The sequence below is a fragment of the Porticoccus sp. W117 genome (genome assembly GCF_030341905.1).
Taxonomy (GTDB): domain Bacteria; phylum Pseudomonadota; class Gammaproteobacteria; order Pseudomonadales; family Porticoccaceae; genus SCSIO-12696.
This window is the reverse complement of the sequence record NZ_JATAAF010000005.1, coordinates 125479-140090: the sequence shown is the minus strand read 5'-3', so window position 1 is coordinate 140090 and position 14612 is coordinate 125479. Positions and strand designations below refer to the sequence as shown.

Genomic DNA, 14612 nt, shown 5'->3' with positions numbered 1-14612 from the left:
GAAACCGTCATTGTTCAGGTTTTGCTAAAAACTCCGGCAATGGCGTTAGATCACCCTGCTGTTGCCAACCATTTTCAGCCGCCAGTTTGGCCAACTCGGCAATACGCTCATCACTGAGCGGATGGGTAGCGAGAAAGGTCGCCCAGGCTTCTCCGTCGCCATGTGCCTGCGCCAGCACTTCAAACAGCTGTTCGCTGCCCCCGGTATGCCCGTAGGTGGCATGCAGTGCCAGCAAGCCGTTTTCATCGGCGGCGTGCTCTTGGTCGCGACTGAACTTGAGCAGTGTCAGATTACTGCCAAGCCCCACCACCCAACTGCTGAGCTGGCTGTCGGAAAAACCACTGATGGCCGCCAGTGCGGTAGTCACCACCACACCACGCCCCAACGCCATCAACGGGTCGCGGTGGCGCACATGGGCAATTTCGTGAGCCATCACCATCGCCAGAGCATTTTCGTTGGGGAGTTTTTCCAGCAGGCCGCGATACATCAGCACATGACCACCCAGAGTGGCGGCGGCGTTAACGATGTTGTCGTCCACGTAGTGAACGGTGATGCTCATGCCATCTGGCAAAGGGGCGTTGGCCACCAGCTTATCCGCCAGTTCTTGCAGGTATTGCTGAGTCTGTTGATGACGCGAGGACGGTTCAGACGCGGGCAGTTGACTGATAACCTGCTGCGCCAATTGTTGTTCCACCGAAAAAGGCACAAACTTCACCAGCCACCCGGCCAGCAAGCTCAACACCAGAACCACCGCCAAAGTGATTGCCCCCACCGTGGCCAGCATCCAGGCAAATTCTTTCAGCGGATGCTGTTTCGACACATTAATGCCTTCCGGCACTTGGGGGTTTTGGTATTCCAATGTTTGGCAATGTTCCTGTGCTGTATGTGTAGGGTGGATTAGCGCAGCGTAATCCACCGCTGGCATGGTTATCTGGTGGATTACGCTGCGCTAATCCACCCTACGGTTTAACTTCGAACAGCCATGGGCTGGCCCAAACTCGGGCTGGCTGCGGTGGCTTTTTGAGGCACTAAGGCGGTGCCATAGGCGAACACCTCTACGCTGCCCACCTGCTGCTGCTCGCCTTTGGAGATGGAAGCGGTTTCTAACTTGACGTTAAAAATTATCTCCGCATCCAGCTGTCGGGCCTGCTCTTTCATTCGCAGAATGGCTTCGCGCCGAGCCCGCTCTACTAAAGTTTCGTAAGCGCTGACCCGGCCACCCAGCAGTGCCCGCAACCCCGCCAGCACCTGCTTGAAGTAGTCCACCGACACCACCACATTGCCCGACACCAAGCGGGCATTGGCCACTTCCATATCCGCTGGAGGGGTTTTGGCGCTAAACGTCAGCGTGCCTGCGTATTGTTGCTCGCGTTTGATAATGGAGCGAAAGTGGCGGCGCTCCGCCAACCGGCCAAACACATAACCGAGAATCAACAGAGTGACAAAGCCGATCAGGTTTTCCATGTTCAGCTCCCGCTGTTTGCGTCTTCCACAACCACCGCCGTGCCGTACACAAACAGCTCGGCGGCACCGGCGGCCACCGACGACGTAGAGTAACGCACATTGATCACTGCATTGGCACCGATGGCACTGGCCTGGGCCTCCATGCGCTGGGTGGCTTCCTCGCGAGATTCGGTGAGCAAGTCCGTATAGCTTTTTAGCTCACCGCCAAACACATTCTTGAAGCCAGCAAGAATGTCTTTGCCCACGTGCTTGGCGCGCACCGTATTGCCTTGCACCATACCCAGGTGCTTGACGATGGTTTTGCCAGGCACGGTTTCGATATTGGTGATAATCAAAGTTCGCTCTCCTGCGTTGTTAATGCCCTGATGATGCAACCTTACAAGAGCCCACGCAACTGTATCCAGCCAGCGACAAGGCCGTTAAAATGCCGCTTTAACTGTGGAATACCCCCGTGCCTACATCCCGATTTTCCAACAAACTGTTCCATCGGGAACCCGCCTGGCGCAGCTATCGGCGGGTACCTCGGCACAGCATTCCGCAGTCACTGCGACACTGGCTATTGGATCAGGGCTCGCTCACTGAACGTTTGATCGCCGCCAGTGGTAACCGCTTTCACGTACAGGTACTGAACCAGCGCTGGCAGCTGCCCCGGCTGTCGGAATGTCGTCTGTTGGGCTTACCCAGCCGCCACCATGCGCTGGTGCGCGAGGTAATTCTTCATGGCGCCGGTCAGCCCTGGGTATACGCCCGCAGCGTATTGCCCATGGCCACCCTCACCGGCCGCCTGCGCGCCATGCGCCAACTGGATAACCGCCCCCTGGGAGCACTGCTATTTAGCGACCCCACCATGGAACGCAGCCCGATGGAAATCGCCTGCTTGACCACCGACAACACAGTTGTGCCCACGCAGTTGGGAGAACTGCATCATCCGCTATGGGGGCGGCGCTCAGTGTTTCAGCTAGATAAAAAGCCGCTGATGGTGAGTGAAATATTTTTGCCAGCGTTCCCTGGGTATAAGCCAGACTATGGATATGGAGTTGAGTATCAGACAAAGTTCGAAAACGAATAGCGACGACAGGCCCTAAGCTCCCGGCATCAACAGATCGTCGCTCACCTCTTTGCCTCTGGGTAAGGTGCTGTGGGCCACGGTCACGTCTTCTGAATTAAACGACTCAATATGATCCTTGTTCACCACATAGGAACGGTGTAAGCGCACAAATTGCGACGGCAGTGATTGTAGAGCTGATTTAATGGTGCCGTAAGCCACCAGCTTTTCGCCACCGTCCAGATAATAGGTGGTGTAGTTTCCCATACCCTCTATAAAGACGATACGCGCCGGATCTACCAGGTGAGTGCGGCGATTGGCTTTTATCTCGATTTTCCGAGGCAATGTTTGCTCAACCTGCTGTTGCATAACAAACAACAGCTTGAGCAGGCGAATGGCCCCGACCACCACCACCGTCGTGTTAATTAGCAGAATATTGCGCAACCATTCGGAGAACTGAAAAAACGCGGTGGCTTGGCCCAGGTACAACCGGTCGTAAAAAAAGTAATCACAAAACCGGTAGAGCAAACCGGAAGCGGCAAGCAACAGCAAGTACGTTGCAAAGAAGTGGCCAAAGCGCTTCTGCAGCAAGTAGCGGGGGAACAACACATAAATCAACGCGTACGCCGCCAATATGCGAACCGGCAGCAACACGAACTCTAAATAAAACGAACCAAAGTAACCTTTCTCAGGGTTCGCCCATATCAAGCTGAACGACAGGTAGTACAGCAACCAAAACAACACATGGGTAGCAACCCGTGAGCCAAACACATAACCCTGGGCATCAAACCAGTGGCTCAAGCGCTGCCCGAAACCTGCCGCACTTGTCATAGCGCCACCGCAATTGGCATAAAAAAACCTGGATTTCGCATAAAAGCCCCCTGTGACGCAGGGTTCAAGGTTATAACAAGCCCATTGGAGCCTCAACCAACCCTCTACCTTGGAGAATGAAAATGCCGTTGAAAATCACCGTTTTCATCACTGCCCTGCTGTTAATTCAACCGACATTTAGCCAGCCATCTACTGTCGACGAACTGCCTCGACGAGCCAAATGGCAAGCTACCCTACAACTGCAGGACAGCGCTGGTTTATTGGTTAGCAAACTGGAAGCTAGCTCGCCTTTGAAACAAGCTGGACTGCAAGTAGGCGACCGTATTGTCGCCATTGATGCCAAGGCCATTACCAGCAACCCTCAACGAAACGATATAACCGACGCCTTGGTGGCTGACCGCAATTATCGAATTACCTATCGGCGTGGAGTTGATGCTCACACAGCGGACGTGCGCTTTGCGCCAGTACCTCTGGAAAGCTATCCCAACTTGACGGTCACTTACTCCCAGATCACCAGCAATTACGGCATTCGCCAACGCACTATCATCACCCGGCCAAACAACAAAAAAGGCCGCCAACCAGCCATTTTTGTGGTGCAGGGGCTCAGTTGCTCCAGTATTGAAAATACCCCGGGGCGCAAATCCAACTTTATACGCTCACTCACCAACCTGGCTAAACAGTCGGGCATGGTGATGTTGAGAGTCGAAAAACCTGGGCTGGGTGACAGCGAAGGTGATTGCTCGCAGACCGATTTCTACACTGAACTGGACGGTTACGAAACTGCCTTGCAACAACTGCTGTCGCTGCCCTATATAGACCCCAAGCGAGTGATTGTGTACGGCAGCAGTATGGGCAGTGCGCTGGCACCCTACCTAGCCAATAAATACCAGTTAAACGGCATTATCTCTGACGGCACCTTTTACCGCTCCTGGTTTGAACACATGCTGGAAATCGAGCGACGCATCAAACAGATGCAAGACGTCAGCGAAGCAGACATCAACCAACAAATGGTGGACGCCTATATACCGCTTTACTACGGTATGTTGGTGGAAAAGAAAAGCTACGCACAGGTGATTGACGAAAATCCCCTATTGTCTCAGTACAACTACCACTTGCCAGAGCATATGTACGGCCGCCCAGTGAGCTACTACCATCAGCTCCAGGATTTTAATGTGCCTGCAGAGTGGGAAAAGCTGATCGCCCCTGCACGCATTCGCTGGGGCACCCTCGACTGGATTATGTCGGAAGCAGACAACCATATGATAGTGGACACGTTGAAACGCAACGGCCACCGAAATTTCAAATTCTACAAACACCCCAACATGGATCACTGGGACACCTTGCATAAAACCGCTAAAGATTCCTTTACTGGTAAAGCAGGTACGTGGAATGACGACATTAGCCAAGTGCTGGTCAATTGGGCGAAGGAGTTAAATGGGAAGTAACTATAAGTTTTGAATTACTATGCTTGAGCAATGAGTTAATGGACTACCTGCAACTCATTTCTCAATTTTTTCTGCTTAAATCCCAAGTGCTCGTGACGCCATTTTTCAGCTAATTCACGATTAATTACATACCAACAGATATAGCCTAAAATTTCTAACTCCTGAAAATGCTTTTTGCGGGATTCATCCCAGCGATGGTCAATTGATGTCAGTGCTTTTATGATAGCGGCCAATCCAAACCTGCTCTGCCTCATGACCCAAACCCTCAAACAACGCCTGCCCCACTTTATGCGCCTGATGCGCTTTGACAAACCCATTGGCACCCTGCTGCTGCTGTGGCCCACGCTGTGGGCGTTGTGGCTGGCAGCGGGGGGCTTGCCCGACTGGGATGTTCTGGTGATTTTTGTGCTCGGCGTTACCCTGATGCGGGCGGCGGGCTGTGTGATTAACGACTATGCGGATCGACATATCGACGGCCACGTGCAGCGCACGGAACAGCGCCCCATTCCCAGCGGCGATGTGGCACCACGGGAAGCCCTGCTGCTGTTTACCGGGCTGGCGCTGGTGGCCTTTTTGTTGGTGTTGTTTACCAATGGTTTGACGGTGCTGTTGTCCCTGGGCGGTGTTTTGCTGGCCGCCAGTTACCCTTTTATGAAGCGTTATACCTATTTGCCTCAGGTGGTATTGGGCGCGGCCTTTGCCTGGGCAATTCCCATGGCGTTTGCGGCGCAAACCGGTGAATTGAACCCGGCGCTGTGGGCGCTGTACGCCGGCGTGGTGTTGTGGACGGTGGCCTACGATACCTTCTACGCCATGGTGGATCGCGATGACGACTTAAAGCTGGGTGTTAAATCCACCGCCATTCTGTTTGGCGACCAGGATCGCGCCATGATTCTGGCGCTGCAAATTCTCTGCCTGCTGGCGCTTTTGCTCACCGGCAAGAACTTTGACTTGGGCCTGTGGTACTACACCGGAGTGGCGGTGGCGACACTGTTGTTTTTGCATCAACAGCGGCTGACCAGAAATCGCGACCGTGATGCCTGCTTCAAAGCGTTTCTGAATAACAACTGGGTGGGTGTCGCGGTGTTTGTTGGTTTGGTGCTGGATTATCAGTTGTAAATTTAGCCAGTTGTAAACTCAACTTTCGGCCCCATATTGTTAAATCAAGTACAACCATAGCAATGCGACAGTACAAAGAGATTGCCGCGTCGCTTTTCCCTGTAAGAAAGGCTCCTCGCAATGACGGGACAAAGGTTCCGCCTCAAACTCTCCACACAAGGCTTATTTATGTCTATTAAAGAAAACTCCGTCGTTTCCATTCACTACACCCTCACCGACAATGACGGCGTGGAGCTGGACTCATCCAAGGGCGGCGACCCGCTGGTGTATCTGCACGGTGCCGGCAACATTATTCCCGGCCTGGAAAACGCCCTGCTGGGCAAAGCCACTGGTGACAGTCTGAAGGTGGAAGTGGCACCGGCTGAGGCTTACGGTGAGTATCAGGACGGACTGGTGCAGTCCGTACCCCGCAACCTGTTTGGCGATGATCAGGAGATACAGGTAGGCATGCGCTTCCAGGCACAGACCGACAATGGCCCCATGTCGGTGGTGATTACCGATGTCAGTGACGAGACCGTCAGTGTCGACGCCAACCACCCGCTGGCGGGCAAAACCCTGCACTTTGATGTTGACGTTGCCGAACTGCGCGACGCCACCGAGGAAGAACTTGCCCACGGCCATCCCCATGTGGGCGGTAGCTGCGGGCATTGATTTCAGGGCGACGAACAGCCCCTAATAAAAAGCCCCGGCAGCTTGGCTGCCGGGGCTTTTTATTTGCATTGCTGTCTTAGGATGCCGGATTAACCCGAAACAATTCCACTTCAAAAACCAACACTGCATTTGGGCCGATGGGGCCGGGGCGCGGGTTGGGGCCATAGGCCAGCTCTGAGGGAATGTAGAACTCGTATTTGCCGCCCTCTTTCATCAACTGCAGACCCTCTGTCCAACCGGGAATAACGCGGTTGAGAGGAAATGAAATTTTCTGGTCGCGCTGCACCGAGCTATCAAACACCGTGCCATCAATCAGAGTGCCATGATAGTGCACTTCCACGGTATCGGAGGCATTGGGACTGGCGCCTTCACCTGCGGTGATCACCTTGTACTGCAAACCGCTCTCTGTAGTTACCACACCATCTTTCTGGCTATTCTCCGCCAAAAAAGCCTGCCCGGCTTCGAGATTGGTCTGGGCTACTTCCCTGGCCAAGGTTTCCCTGCGCACAACCACATAGTTGCCCGCGGTGCTTGCTACCAGGGCGGCAACAGTTTCATCACTTACCTGTGCCGGCGTAGAAGCGAGGGCATCCCGCGCACCCTGAGCCAGGGCTTCCGCATGGGGAGTCACGCCCTCACGCTGCAATTGCTTGGTCAGCTCATAACCCAACAGGTAGCTGGCTTTGTTGTCTTTGCTTTCCAGAGTAAGAGGCTCCGACTTTTTCTCCTGGCCGCAGCCAGCGAGAACACCAGCCACCAGCACAGCGCTGGCAATAGGTAGAATTTTGTTCATTGGTTACTCCTTTTCAGCACTTTGTTCATTATTGTCGGCAGAGGCCACTTTCAATAGCTCCACGTCGAACTGCAGCACGGCATTGGGGGGAATATTGCCGGTGCCGCCAGGGCCGTAAGCCAGCTCGGAGGGGATAGACAGCTGCCACTTGTCGCCTTCTTTCATCAGCTGCAGGGCTTCGGTCCAACCGGGAATTACCTGGTTCACCTGGAAGCTGGCGGGTACGCCACGCTTGATGGAACTGTCGAATTCGGTGCCGTCCAGCAAGGTGCCACGATAGTGCACTTCCACGGTATCAGCCGCGCCGGGAGTGGCGCCCTCGCCAGAAGCCAACACCTTGTATTGCAGGCCGCTGTCGGTGGTAATAACACCGTCTTTACCGGCATTTTCTGCCAGGAAGGCCTGACCGGTCACCAGATTTTCCTCTGCCTGCTGGTTAAATTGCGCTTCTGCTTGAGCCTGCAGTTGCTGCTGTTGCTCCATCATTTCCTGCTGGCGGGCCAGCTGGTCGTTTTGGAAGGTCTGCAGCACTGCCTGAATTTCTTCTTTGCTGAGCCGTTCCTTTTTGGCGGCTACATCCAGAATACCCAGAGCTACAGCTTTTGCATCCAGATGAACACCGCGAGCGCTCCAGTCTACAGCGACATCGTGGCCAATCAGATAGCTGACTTTCTGTTGCTGGGTAGTCAGTTCAACATCCGCTTTTTCGGCAGCGGGCGGCTGTTCCTGATTACACCCCACCAATGCCAACAGCAGCGCGCCGGCGGCCACTGATCCAGTTTGTTTTATCAACGTCATTCCCTCCAATTACACATTCAAGACAAATCGCAAAGCGCCGCATTCTATACCAATAGCCTGAAAAACTCTCAACCGGCAGCACGCACTGCGCAGTCGATCACTGTTGCTGGCGTGAGGCTGGCACCAAGCTGGCTTATGTAGAGATTGAGATTGGCTGCGATGGCTGTGGCATCAGCTGGCCGATCACTTTCGGGCTGCTGTTGCCACCACTGCCACAGCTGACTCTGGATATGGTGCTCGGCCTTGAGTTCCGCATCCAAAAGCAGTTGTTTGGCATCGCCGTGCTGCATTAACGGCAATTGGCGGCGCAGTTGCCGCAACGGCTGCACAACCTGCTCGTCCCAACTGGCAATAGCGTTTTCAGCGTCGCTCAGCTGATCAATAGTCAGGCAGCAACCACGACTGCCAGCAAAGCAACACAGCAACAACAGGTTTACGTTGGCGTTATGGTCATCCTGCATCTGCAGGCACCATGGCTCTATCTCCTTATACAGGGCCAGAGAGTAGTGCCACAGCAGGTTGCGAGTATCAGACACGGCGATACAGCAAATCCCAAACGCCGTGACCCAGGCGTTCGCCGCGTTTTTCAAACTTGGTGATCGGGCGATAATCCGGGCGCGGCGAATACTGTCCAGCACCGGCGTTATTGCTGAATTCCTCCGCCGCCTCCATCACGTCCAACATGTGTTCCGCGTAGTTCTGCCAGTCGGTGGCCATATGAAAAACACCGCCGGGTGCCAGCTTGCCAGCAATCTGTTGGGCAAACGCCGGCTGTAATATCCGCCGCTTGTGGTGCTTTTTTTTGTGCCAGGGATCGGGGAAGTAAAGCTGCACCCGCGCCAGGCTGGCATCGGCAATGCAGTCTTCCAGCACATCGTTGGCGTCTGCCAGGTAGCAGCGCAGGTTGCGTAGGTTTTGCTTGCCAGCGTTGTTGATCAAGCGACCCACACCCGGTGGGTGCACGTCAATACCAATAAAGTCCTTGTCCGGTTCCGCCGCCGCCATGGCCAGCAGGGAATCGCCCATACCAAAGCCGATTTCCAGTACCAGCGGCGCACTGCGGCCAAATACCGCGTGAGGGTCGAGCGCCCCGTCGTGCAGGCTCAGGCCGTATTCTGGCCACCACTGCTCAAAGGCATTGCGCTGACCTTCGGTCATGCGACCGCCGCGCACCACAAAGCTGCGGATCGACTTCTTTTTAAACTCGGGTTTGATTTCCATCAGGGTCTGTTTTTCCTGAAAGCGGCCACCAGCAAAAGTACCCAGGCGGCGAGAAATGCCAAACCGCCAATCGGTGTAATCGCGCCGAGCCATTTGATTCCTGTGAATGCCAGCAGATAAAGCGAACCGCAGAACACCACAATGCCCGCTGTAAATACCCAGCCCGCGGCAGCCACCATGCGCCGACACAGCGTGTGGCCCATAGCCGCCAGGGCCAGTAGCGCCAAGGTGTGAAACATTTGGTATTGAACAGCGGTGTGCCAGATGTCCAGTTGATAGGCCGTAAAGCTCTGCTTGAGGCCGTGGGAGCCAAAAGCCCCCAGAGCCACGGCGGTAAAGCCACTCGCCGCAGCGATCGCCAACCATTTTCTTTGCATTTGAAAACCTTAAACCTGAATACGTGACTTCAGAGTGAGTGCAGAGTGTAAGATATTGGTTTCACAGTGGAATTGAAAAATCTTAGCTTCACCCGTAGGTTAAGTGGGCATTTTTTAAACCGCTGTGGAATCAAGAGCTTGCGCTATGCGCCGCTCTGGAGTCACGAATTCAGGTTAAAAATAACAAAGCCGCAATAAATATTGCGGCTTTATCGTTCAATCACAGACTGGTGTCAGGCTTCCATAGAAGCCCGCACTTTTTTCATGGCGTTCTTTTCCAGCTGGCGAATGCGTTCGGCAGAAACGCCGTATTTGTCCGCCAATTCGTGCAGAGTGGCTTTTTCTTCACTGAGCCAGCGCTGCTGCAGAATGTCCTGGCTGCGTTCGTCCAGCTCGCTCATGGCACTGGCCATACGGCTGTAGCTGTCGGCCTGGCTGTCTTCCTGTTCCAGCTGCATCGCCGGGTCGGAGCGCTTGTCTTCCAGGTAGTACACCGGCGCCTGGTAGGCGTTATCGTCGTCATCGCTGTCCGGAGCGTCGAAACCAGTGTCGTGAGCGGAGAGACGTTTCTCCATCTCGTACACCTGATCCACTTCCACGCCCAGATCACTAGCCACGGCCTTGGCTTCGTCGTGACTGAGCCAGGCAAGGCGCTTTTTCTGACCGCGCAGGTTGAAGAACAGCTTGCGCTGGGCCTTGGTGGTGGCCACTTTGACGATGCGCCAGTTGCGCAGCACGTATTCGTGAATTTCCGCCTTGATCCAGTGCACCGCAAACGACACCAAACGCACGCCCTTTTCCGGGTTGAAGCGTTTGACCGCCTTCATCAGACCGACGTTGCCTTCCTGAATCAGATCCGCCATGTTGAGGCCGTAGCCGTTGTAGCTGCGGGCGATGTGCACCACAAAACGCAGGTGGGACATTACCAGGCGGCGGGCGGCGTCGAGATTTTCCTGATAGTACAGTTGCTCTGCGAGGGATTTTTCATCCTCGGCGGAGAGTACCGCAATGGAATTAACGCCCTGAATATAGGCGCCAATATTGGCCCCAGGGGACATCCACTCGGTGGATTGCAATGCTGTACTGGTATTGGTCGTCATAGTGTTACCGCTGTATCTCTTGTACCCATGGCCCGGAGGCAGTGGGGCTGGCTAGTTTACCATTTCCCCATTGGTTGGCAACCGCCCCCAATAGTTCCTTCAAGACTCTGTTTTATATTATCTTTTTTATAAATACATTGAGCTTTATCAAACTTTACAAAGCAATCTAGTTGGGCTCTATGTCACCCAGATGACGCCCCACTGCCAACCAGGCGCCAACCAGCCCAAGGCCGCCGCCACCCACCAGCAGGGCCGCCAGTTCCGTCGGCCCAAGAATGACGACCTGAAAGCCACTTTCGTACAAAGCGCTGAGATGCGCCACAGAAGCCCCTAGCCACAACAGGCCAGCGCACACCAGCAACCAGCCCAGCAAGCCGCCAGCCAGGCCGTACCACAAGCCGGTATAAAGGAATGGCCGCCGCACGTAACCGTTGGTACCGCCCACCAGCTTGACCACCACAATTTCGTCGCGGCGATTTTCCACCGCCAGGCGAATGGTATTGCCAATCACCAGCAACACCCCCAAGGCGAGGGCGATGCCCAGGGCAAAAGCCACCTGGCGGCCCATCTCCAAAATGGCATGCAGGCGCTGAACCCACTGCATGTCGAGGCGTACGCTGTCCACCAATGGCAGCTGCTGCAGTTCGTCAGCCGTAGCGGATAGTTGCTCCGGGCTCACAGCAGCTTGATCAAATTCCAATACCAGCACATGGGGCAGGGGGTTTTCGTCCAGCTGGGAAAGCGCACTGCCAAGCCCTGAGTGAGATTGAAATTCCTGCAGGGCGTCTTCCGCCGACACCAGCTGGGTACGAGTGACCAGAGGGCGGGTTTTCAGTTGTAGTTGCAATTTGTTGGCGGCGCTGATGCTGCTGCCATGTTCAAGATACAGGCTCATCTGGGCGCTGCTTTCAATGCCATCACTCACCTGTTGAAGGTTGTTGACCACCGCATAAAGCGCGGCGGGCAATGCCAGGGCAATGGCAATCACCAAGGTCGTCATGGTGGCCTGCAGGGGCATCTCACGCATTTTGCGCCAGGCGCTGATGGCACTGTCCCGATGGTGATTCAACCACCCCTGCAAACGGGCACCGATTCCGGTGCGGCTTTCACGGGCGCCGCGATGGCGTTGGCCAGCGTTGTCGTTACTGGTAGACATAGCCGCCCTCAATGGCACTGTCACCCACCAACTGGCCCTGACTGAGAATCAGGCGCCGCAACCCAAGCTGGGAAATCAGGGCAATGTCGTGGGTGGCAATCAGCATGGTGACCCCCACTTCGTTAAAACGGCGCAACAGCGCCATGATTTCCGCAGACAGCTCCGGGTCCAGGTTACCGGTGGGCTCGTCCGCCAGCAGTATGCGTGGCTTGTGCACCAGGGCACGGGCAATGCCCACCCGTTGCTGTTCGCCACCAGACAGGCTAATCGGATTGGCGCGTTCTTTATCCAACAGACCCACACCGTCGAGTACCGCCCGTACCCGCTTGCCAATATCGCGAACAGGGAAACCGGACACCTGCAGCGGCAGCGCCACATTGGCGTACACACTGCGATCGAACAGCAATTGGTGGTTTTGGAATACCACGCCAACATTGCGGCGGTAGTAGGGCACTTGACTGCGATGCAACCGGCCAAGGTTTTTGCCATTGATCAACAGCTGGCCACGGGTGGGTCGCTCCATGGCCATAATCAGTTTCAGCAGAGTGCTTTTGCCCGCCCCGGAATGGCCGGTAAGGAAGGCCATCTCACCGGCTTGCAGCTCGAAGCTGACGCCATTGAGCGCCTCCTTGCCGCCGGGGTAGCGTTTGCCCACTGAATCAAATTTGATCATCGTCGCTCAGGCCACTGGCCAACAGGGCAGAGACAAATTCCTCCGCCACAAACGGCTGTAGATCGTCGGCGCCTTCACCGACACCGATAAAACGAATCGGCACGCCGAAGCGGCGGCTCAAAGCAAAGGCAACGCCCCCCTTGGCAGTGCCATCCAGTTTGGTAAGCGCCACGCCAGTGACAGAAACCGCATCGTTAAACTGCTGCATTTGCGACAGGGCATTCTGGCCAGTACCCGCATCCAACACCAGCAACACTTCATGGGGAGCACTGTCATCCAGCTTGGCGATCACCCGCTGCACTTTTTTCAGCTCTTCCATCAGGTTGCTTTTGTTGTGCAGTCGCCCGGCGGTATCGGCGATCACCACATCGGTGCCTTTGGCGCGAGCGGATTCAATGGCGTCAAAAATCACCGACGCACTGTCGGCACCGGTGTGTTGGGCAACCACTGGTACGGCGTTGCGCTCACCCCAGGCCTGCAATTGCTCAACAGCGGCGGCCCGGAAGGTGTCTCCCGCCGCCAGCATCACCGACTTGCCTTCGCTTTGCAGGCGCTTGGCCAGTTTGCCAATGGTAGTGGTTTTGCCGACACCGTTAACGCCCACCACCAGCAGGATAAAGGGGCCGTCGCCGCTGGCGTCGCAAACTAATGGCAGTTCACAGGGAGTCAGCACATCTTGCAGCATGGACTGCAACGCCGTCTGCAGGGCGGCGCCATCTTTGAGCTCGCTGCGCTTTAGCTGGTCGGTGAGATTGGCAATGATTTCCGAAGTGGTTTCCACCCCCACATCCGCCATCAGCAGCAGGGTTTCCAGTTCGTCCAGCAGATCTTCGTCAATGGTTTTACGGCCCAGAAAGAGGCTGCCAAAACCAGCGCCGGTACGCGCCAGAGCGCGACGCATGCGCTCGCGAAAAGAGGTTTTCGGTTTTTCGATTGTGGTTTCTGTGGACGCTGCCGGGCTGTTGTCCTGTTCGTCAGGTTTGCGGCGAAACAGGCCGAAAAGACCACCCTTCGAGGGGTTTTCCGCAGGGTTGTTTTGGTGATTGTCAGACATCAAATAACTACTTAGTAACTACGGTACTGGGGGTTGGATAAAGTCGTGTATCCTACCACCTCTTTGTGCCAGAAGAAGTACCCATGTCAACAAAACGCCCCCCGTCGAAACGCCCCAGCGGTGGCAATCAGTTGCGCATTATTGGCGGCCAGTGGCGCGGTCGAAAGTTGAGTTTCCCCGATTTAGAAGGGCTGAGGCCAACCGGTGACCGGGTGCGGGAAACCCTGTTCAACTGGCTCAGTTTTGAACTTCCGGGAGCCCACTGCCTGGATTTGTTTGCCGGCTCTGGCGCACTGGGGCTGGAAGCGCTGTCCCGCGGTGCCGCTCATACCGTGTTGGTTGAGAAAAACCCCTCTGCTGCCCGCCAATTGAAGAACCACTGCCAAGTGTTGGATGCCAGCGCCGACGTTGAAGAAGCGGACGCGCTTTGCTGGCTACAGTCCAACAACAAGACCTTTGATGTGGTATTTCTCGACCCGCCTTTCGGCAAAGGGCTGTTGGAACCCTGTTGCGCACTTCTGGCCGAACAAAACCGGCTAAAACCCGATGCACTTATATATATGGAATGCGCTATTGAGGAATCACCAATGGTTCCCGCCCAATGGCAGCTGCACCGGGAAAAGCAAAGTGGCCAGGTGAACTATCGCCTGTATCGCTGCAGCTAGCCTGGTTGGGTGGTGCTTGCTGTAACACGCCGTAAACCCTTCCCTGAGTGCTTGAGGTCAGCATCTGACCGCCATGGATGGCGGAAATGCAGATTTTGCAGGAGCAAAAATCTGCCCTGCTGACCACAGTTACAGCAAGCACCACCCAACCAGACACCACGGATCTTGTGTCGACATCAATTTGCGACTTTCGTATCAGTTGTCTACTATCGATATCCCC

General features: G+C 55.2%; 19 protein-coding genes. 5 read left to right on the top strand and 14 right to left on the bottom strand.

The annotated features are described in order from the left end of the window. Positions 1–7: 7 nt before the first annotated feature. The 3 genes from QSV34_RS05865 to QSV34_RS05855 form a co-directional block, all read right to left on the bottom strand. Positions 8–859, bottom strand: a complete 852-nt coding sequence (locus QSV34_RS05865) for a M48 family metallopeptidase (protein WP_289152802.1) — start codon at positions 857–859, stop codon at positions 8–10. 107 nt (positions 860–966) lie between these two features. After that, positions 967–1464: a YbjQ family protein gene (locus QSV34_RS05860; RefSeq protein ID WP_289152800.1), complete on the bottom strand. Its 498-nt coding sequence runs from the start codon at positions 1462–1464 to the stop codon at positions 967–969. 2 nt (positions 1465–1466) lie between these two features. Further along, positions 1467–1799, bottom strand: coding sequence for a YbjQ family protein (locus QSV34_RS05855; RefSeq protein ID WP_289152798.1), 333 nt, complete (start codon positions 1797–1799; stop codon positions 1467–1469). Positions 1800–1915: 116 nt separating this feature from the next. On the opposite strand from QSV34_RS05855, the gene QSV34_RS05850 reads away from it, so the two are divergent. Continuing rightward, complete coding sequence (locus QSV34_RS05850) at positions 1916–2533, top strand: chorismate--pyruvate lyase family protein (RefSeq protein WP_289152796.1); 618 nt, start codon at positions 1916–1918, stop codon at positions 2531–2533. Positions 2534–2545: 12 nt separating this feature from the next. Here QSV34_RS05850 and QSV34_RS05845 read toward each other — a convergent pair whose 3' ends face one another. Further along, complete coding sequence (locus QSV34_RS05845) at positions 2546–3340, bottom strand: LytR/AlgR family response regulator transcription factor (RefSeq protein WP_289152794.1); 795 nt, start codon at positions 3338–3340, stop codon at positions 2546–2548. 122 nt (positions 3341–3462) lie between these two features. On the opposite strand from QSV34_RS05845, the gene QSV34_RS05840 reads away from it, so the two are divergent. Then, on the top strand, positions 3463–4785 hold the full coding sequence (locus QSV34_RS05840) for a PDZ domain-containing protein (protein WP_289152792.1): 1323 nt from the start codon (positions 3463–3465) through the stop codon (positions 4783–4785). Between the two features lie 35 nt (positions 4786–4820). On the opposite strand, the gene QSV34_RS05835 is transcribed toward QSV34_RS05840, so the two are convergent. After that, entirely contained in the window at positions 4821–5018 is a 198-nt protein-coding gene (locus QSV34_RS05835) for a hypothetical protein (RefSeq protein ID WP_289152790.1), read from the bottom strand. A 19-nt stretch (positions 5019–5037) separates the two neighbouring features. On the opposite strand from QSV34_RS05835, the gene ubiA reads away from it, so the two are divergent. Both ubiA and QSV34_RS05825 read left to right on the top strand, forming a co-directional pair. Continuing rightward, positions 5038–5904 carry a 4-hydroxybenzoate octaprenyltransferase gene (gene ubiA / locus QSV34_RS05830; protein WP_289152788.1) on the top strand — a complete coding sequence of 289 codons (867 nt, stop codon included), beginning with the start codon at positions 5038–5040 and terminating at the stop codon, positions 5902–5904. 168 nt (positions 5905–6072) lie between these two features. Then, positions 6073–6555, top strand: a complete 483-nt coding sequence (locus QSV34_RS05825) for an FKBP-type peptidyl-prolyl cis-trans isomerase (protein WP_289152786.1) — start codon at positions 6073–6075, stop codon at positions 6553–6555. A 76-nt stretch (positions 6556–6631) separates the two neighbouring features. On the opposite strand, the gene QSV34_RS05820 is transcribed toward QSV34_RS05825, so the two are convergent. From QSV34_RS05820 to ftsY, 9 genes are all read right to left on the bottom strand, one after another. Continuing rightward, entirely contained in the window at positions 6632–7348 is a 717-nt protein-coding gene (locus QSV34_RS05820) for an FKBP-type peptidyl-prolyl cis-trans isomerase (protein WP_289152783.1), read from the bottom strand. Positions 7349–7351: 3 nt separating this feature from the next. After that, complete coding sequence (gene bamJ, locus QSV34_RS05815) at positions 7352–8146, bottom strand: BamJ family beta-barrel-assembly machinery protein (protein ID WP_289152781.1); 795 nt, start codon at positions 8144–8146, stop codon at positions 7352–7354. Between the two features lie 68 nt (positions 8147–8214). Next, positions 8215–8682: a TIGR02444 family protein gene (locus QSV34_RS05810; protein ID WP_289152780.1), complete on the bottom strand. Its 468-nt coding sequence runs from the start codon at positions 8680–8682 to the stop codon at positions 8215–8217. After that, positions 8675–9361, bottom strand: coding sequence for a tRNA (guanosine(46)-N7)-methyltransferase TrmB (trmB, locus tag QSV34_RS05805; protein ID WP_289152874.1), 687 nt, complete (start codon positions 9359–9361; stop codon positions 8675–8677). The genes QSV34_RS05810 and trmB overlap by 8 nt, the downstream gene beginning before the upstream one ends. Before the next feature lie 5 nt (positions 9362–9366). Continuing rightward, on the bottom strand, positions 9367–9744 hold the full coding sequence (locus tag QSV34_RS05800; RefSeq protein WP_289152779.1) for a DUF423 domain-containing protein: 378 nt from the start codon (positions 9742–9744) through the stop codon (positions 9367–9369). Between the two features lie 233 nt (positions 9745–9977). Beyond that, positions 9978–10844 carry an RNA polymerase sigma factor RpoH gene (gene rpoH / locus QSV34_RS05795; RefSeq protein WP_289152777.1) on the bottom strand — a complete coding sequence of 289 codons (867 nt, stop codon included), beginning with the start codon at positions 10842–10844 and terminating at the stop codon, positions 9978–9980. Between the two features lie 166 nt (positions 10845–11010). Next, positions 11011–12000 (bottom strand): permease-like cell division protein FtsX, encoded by a 990-nt coding sequence (ftsX, locus tag QSV34_RS05790; RefSeq protein WP_289152775.1) that lies wholly within the window; start codon positions 11998–12000, stop codon positions 11011–11013. Next, positions 11987–12673: a cell division ATP-binding protein FtsE gene (gene ftsE / locus QSV34_RS05785; protein WP_289152773.1), complete on the bottom strand. Its 687-nt coding sequence runs from the start codon at positions 12671–12673 to the stop codon at positions 11987–11989. The genes ftsX and ftsE overlap by 14 nt, the downstream gene beginning before the upstream one ends. Continuing rightward, the gene (gene ftsY, locus QSV34_RS05780) at positions 12660–13727 is read right to left on the bottom strand and encodes a signal recognition particle-docking protein FtsY (RefSeq protein WP_289152771.1); all 1068 of its coding nucleotides are present in this window, start codon (positions 13725–13727) and stop codon (positions 12660–12662) included. Before ftsY ends, ftsE begins: the two co-directional genes overlap by 14 nt. 83 nt (positions 13728–13810) lie before the next feature. On the opposite strand from ftsY, the gene rsmD reads away from it, so the two are divergent. Then, positions 13811–14392: a 16S rRNA (guanine(966)-N(2))-methyltransferase RsmD gene (gene rsmD / locus QSV34_RS05775; protein ID WP_289152770.1), complete on the top strand. Its 582-nt coding sequence runs from the start codon at positions 13811–13813 to the stop codon at positions 14390–14392. The last annotated feature ends 220 nt before the right edge of the window (positions 14393–14612 follow it).

Bases quoted from the DNA above. Each gene is read 5' to 3' on its own strand.
- QSV34_RS05860 (WP_289152800.1), bottom strand. From the start codon at position 1,464: ATGGAAAACCTGATCGGCTTTGTCACTCTGTTGATTCTCGGTTATGTG.
- QSV34_RS05845 (WP_289152794.1), bottom strand. From the start codon at position 3,340: ATGACAAGTGCGGCAGGTTTCGGGCAGCGCTTGAGCCACTGGTTTGAT.
- QSV34_RS05840 (WP_289152792.1), top strand. From the start codon at position 3,463: ATGCCGTTGAAAATCACCGTTTTCATCACTGCCCTGCTGTTAATTCAA.
- ubiA (WP_289152788.1), top strand. From the start codon at position 5,038: ATGACCCAAACCCTCAAACAACGCCTGCCCCACTTTATGCGCCTGATG.
- QSV34_RS05825 (WP_289152786.1), top strand. From the start codon at position 6,073: ATGTCTATTAAAGAAAACTCCGTCGTTTCCATTCACTACACCCTCACC.
- QSV34_RS05820 (WP_289152783.1), bottom strand. From the start codon at position 7,348: ATGAACAAAATTCTACCTATTGCCAGCGCTGTGCTGGTGGCTGGTGTT.
- bamJ (WP_289152781.1), bottom strand. From the start codon at position 8,146: ATGACGTTGATAAAACAAACTGGATCAGTGGCCGCCGGCGCGCTGCTG.
- QSV34_RS05800 (WP_289152779.1), bottom strand. From the start codon at position 9,744: ATGCAAAGAAAATGGTTGGCGATCGCTGCGGCGAGTGGCTTTACCGCC.
- rpoH (WP_289152777.1), bottom strand. From the start codon at position 10,844: ATGACGACCAATACCAGTACAGCATTGCAATCCACCGAGTGGATGTCC.
- ftsX (WP_289152775.1), bottom strand. From the start codon at position 12,000: ATGTCTACCAGTAACGACAACGCTGGCCAACGCCATCGCGGCGCCCGT.
- ftsE (WP_289152773.1), bottom strand. From the start codon at position 12,673: ATGATCAAATTTGATTCAGTGGGCAAACGCTACCCCGGCGGCAAGGAG.
- ftsY (WP_289152771.1), bottom strand. From the start codon at position 13,727: ATGTCTGACAATCACCAAAACAACCCTGCGGAAAACCCCTCGAAGGGT.
- rsmD (WP_289152770.1), top strand. From the start codon at position 13,811: ATGTCAACAAAACGCCCCCCGTCGAAACGCCCCAGCGGTGGCAATCAG.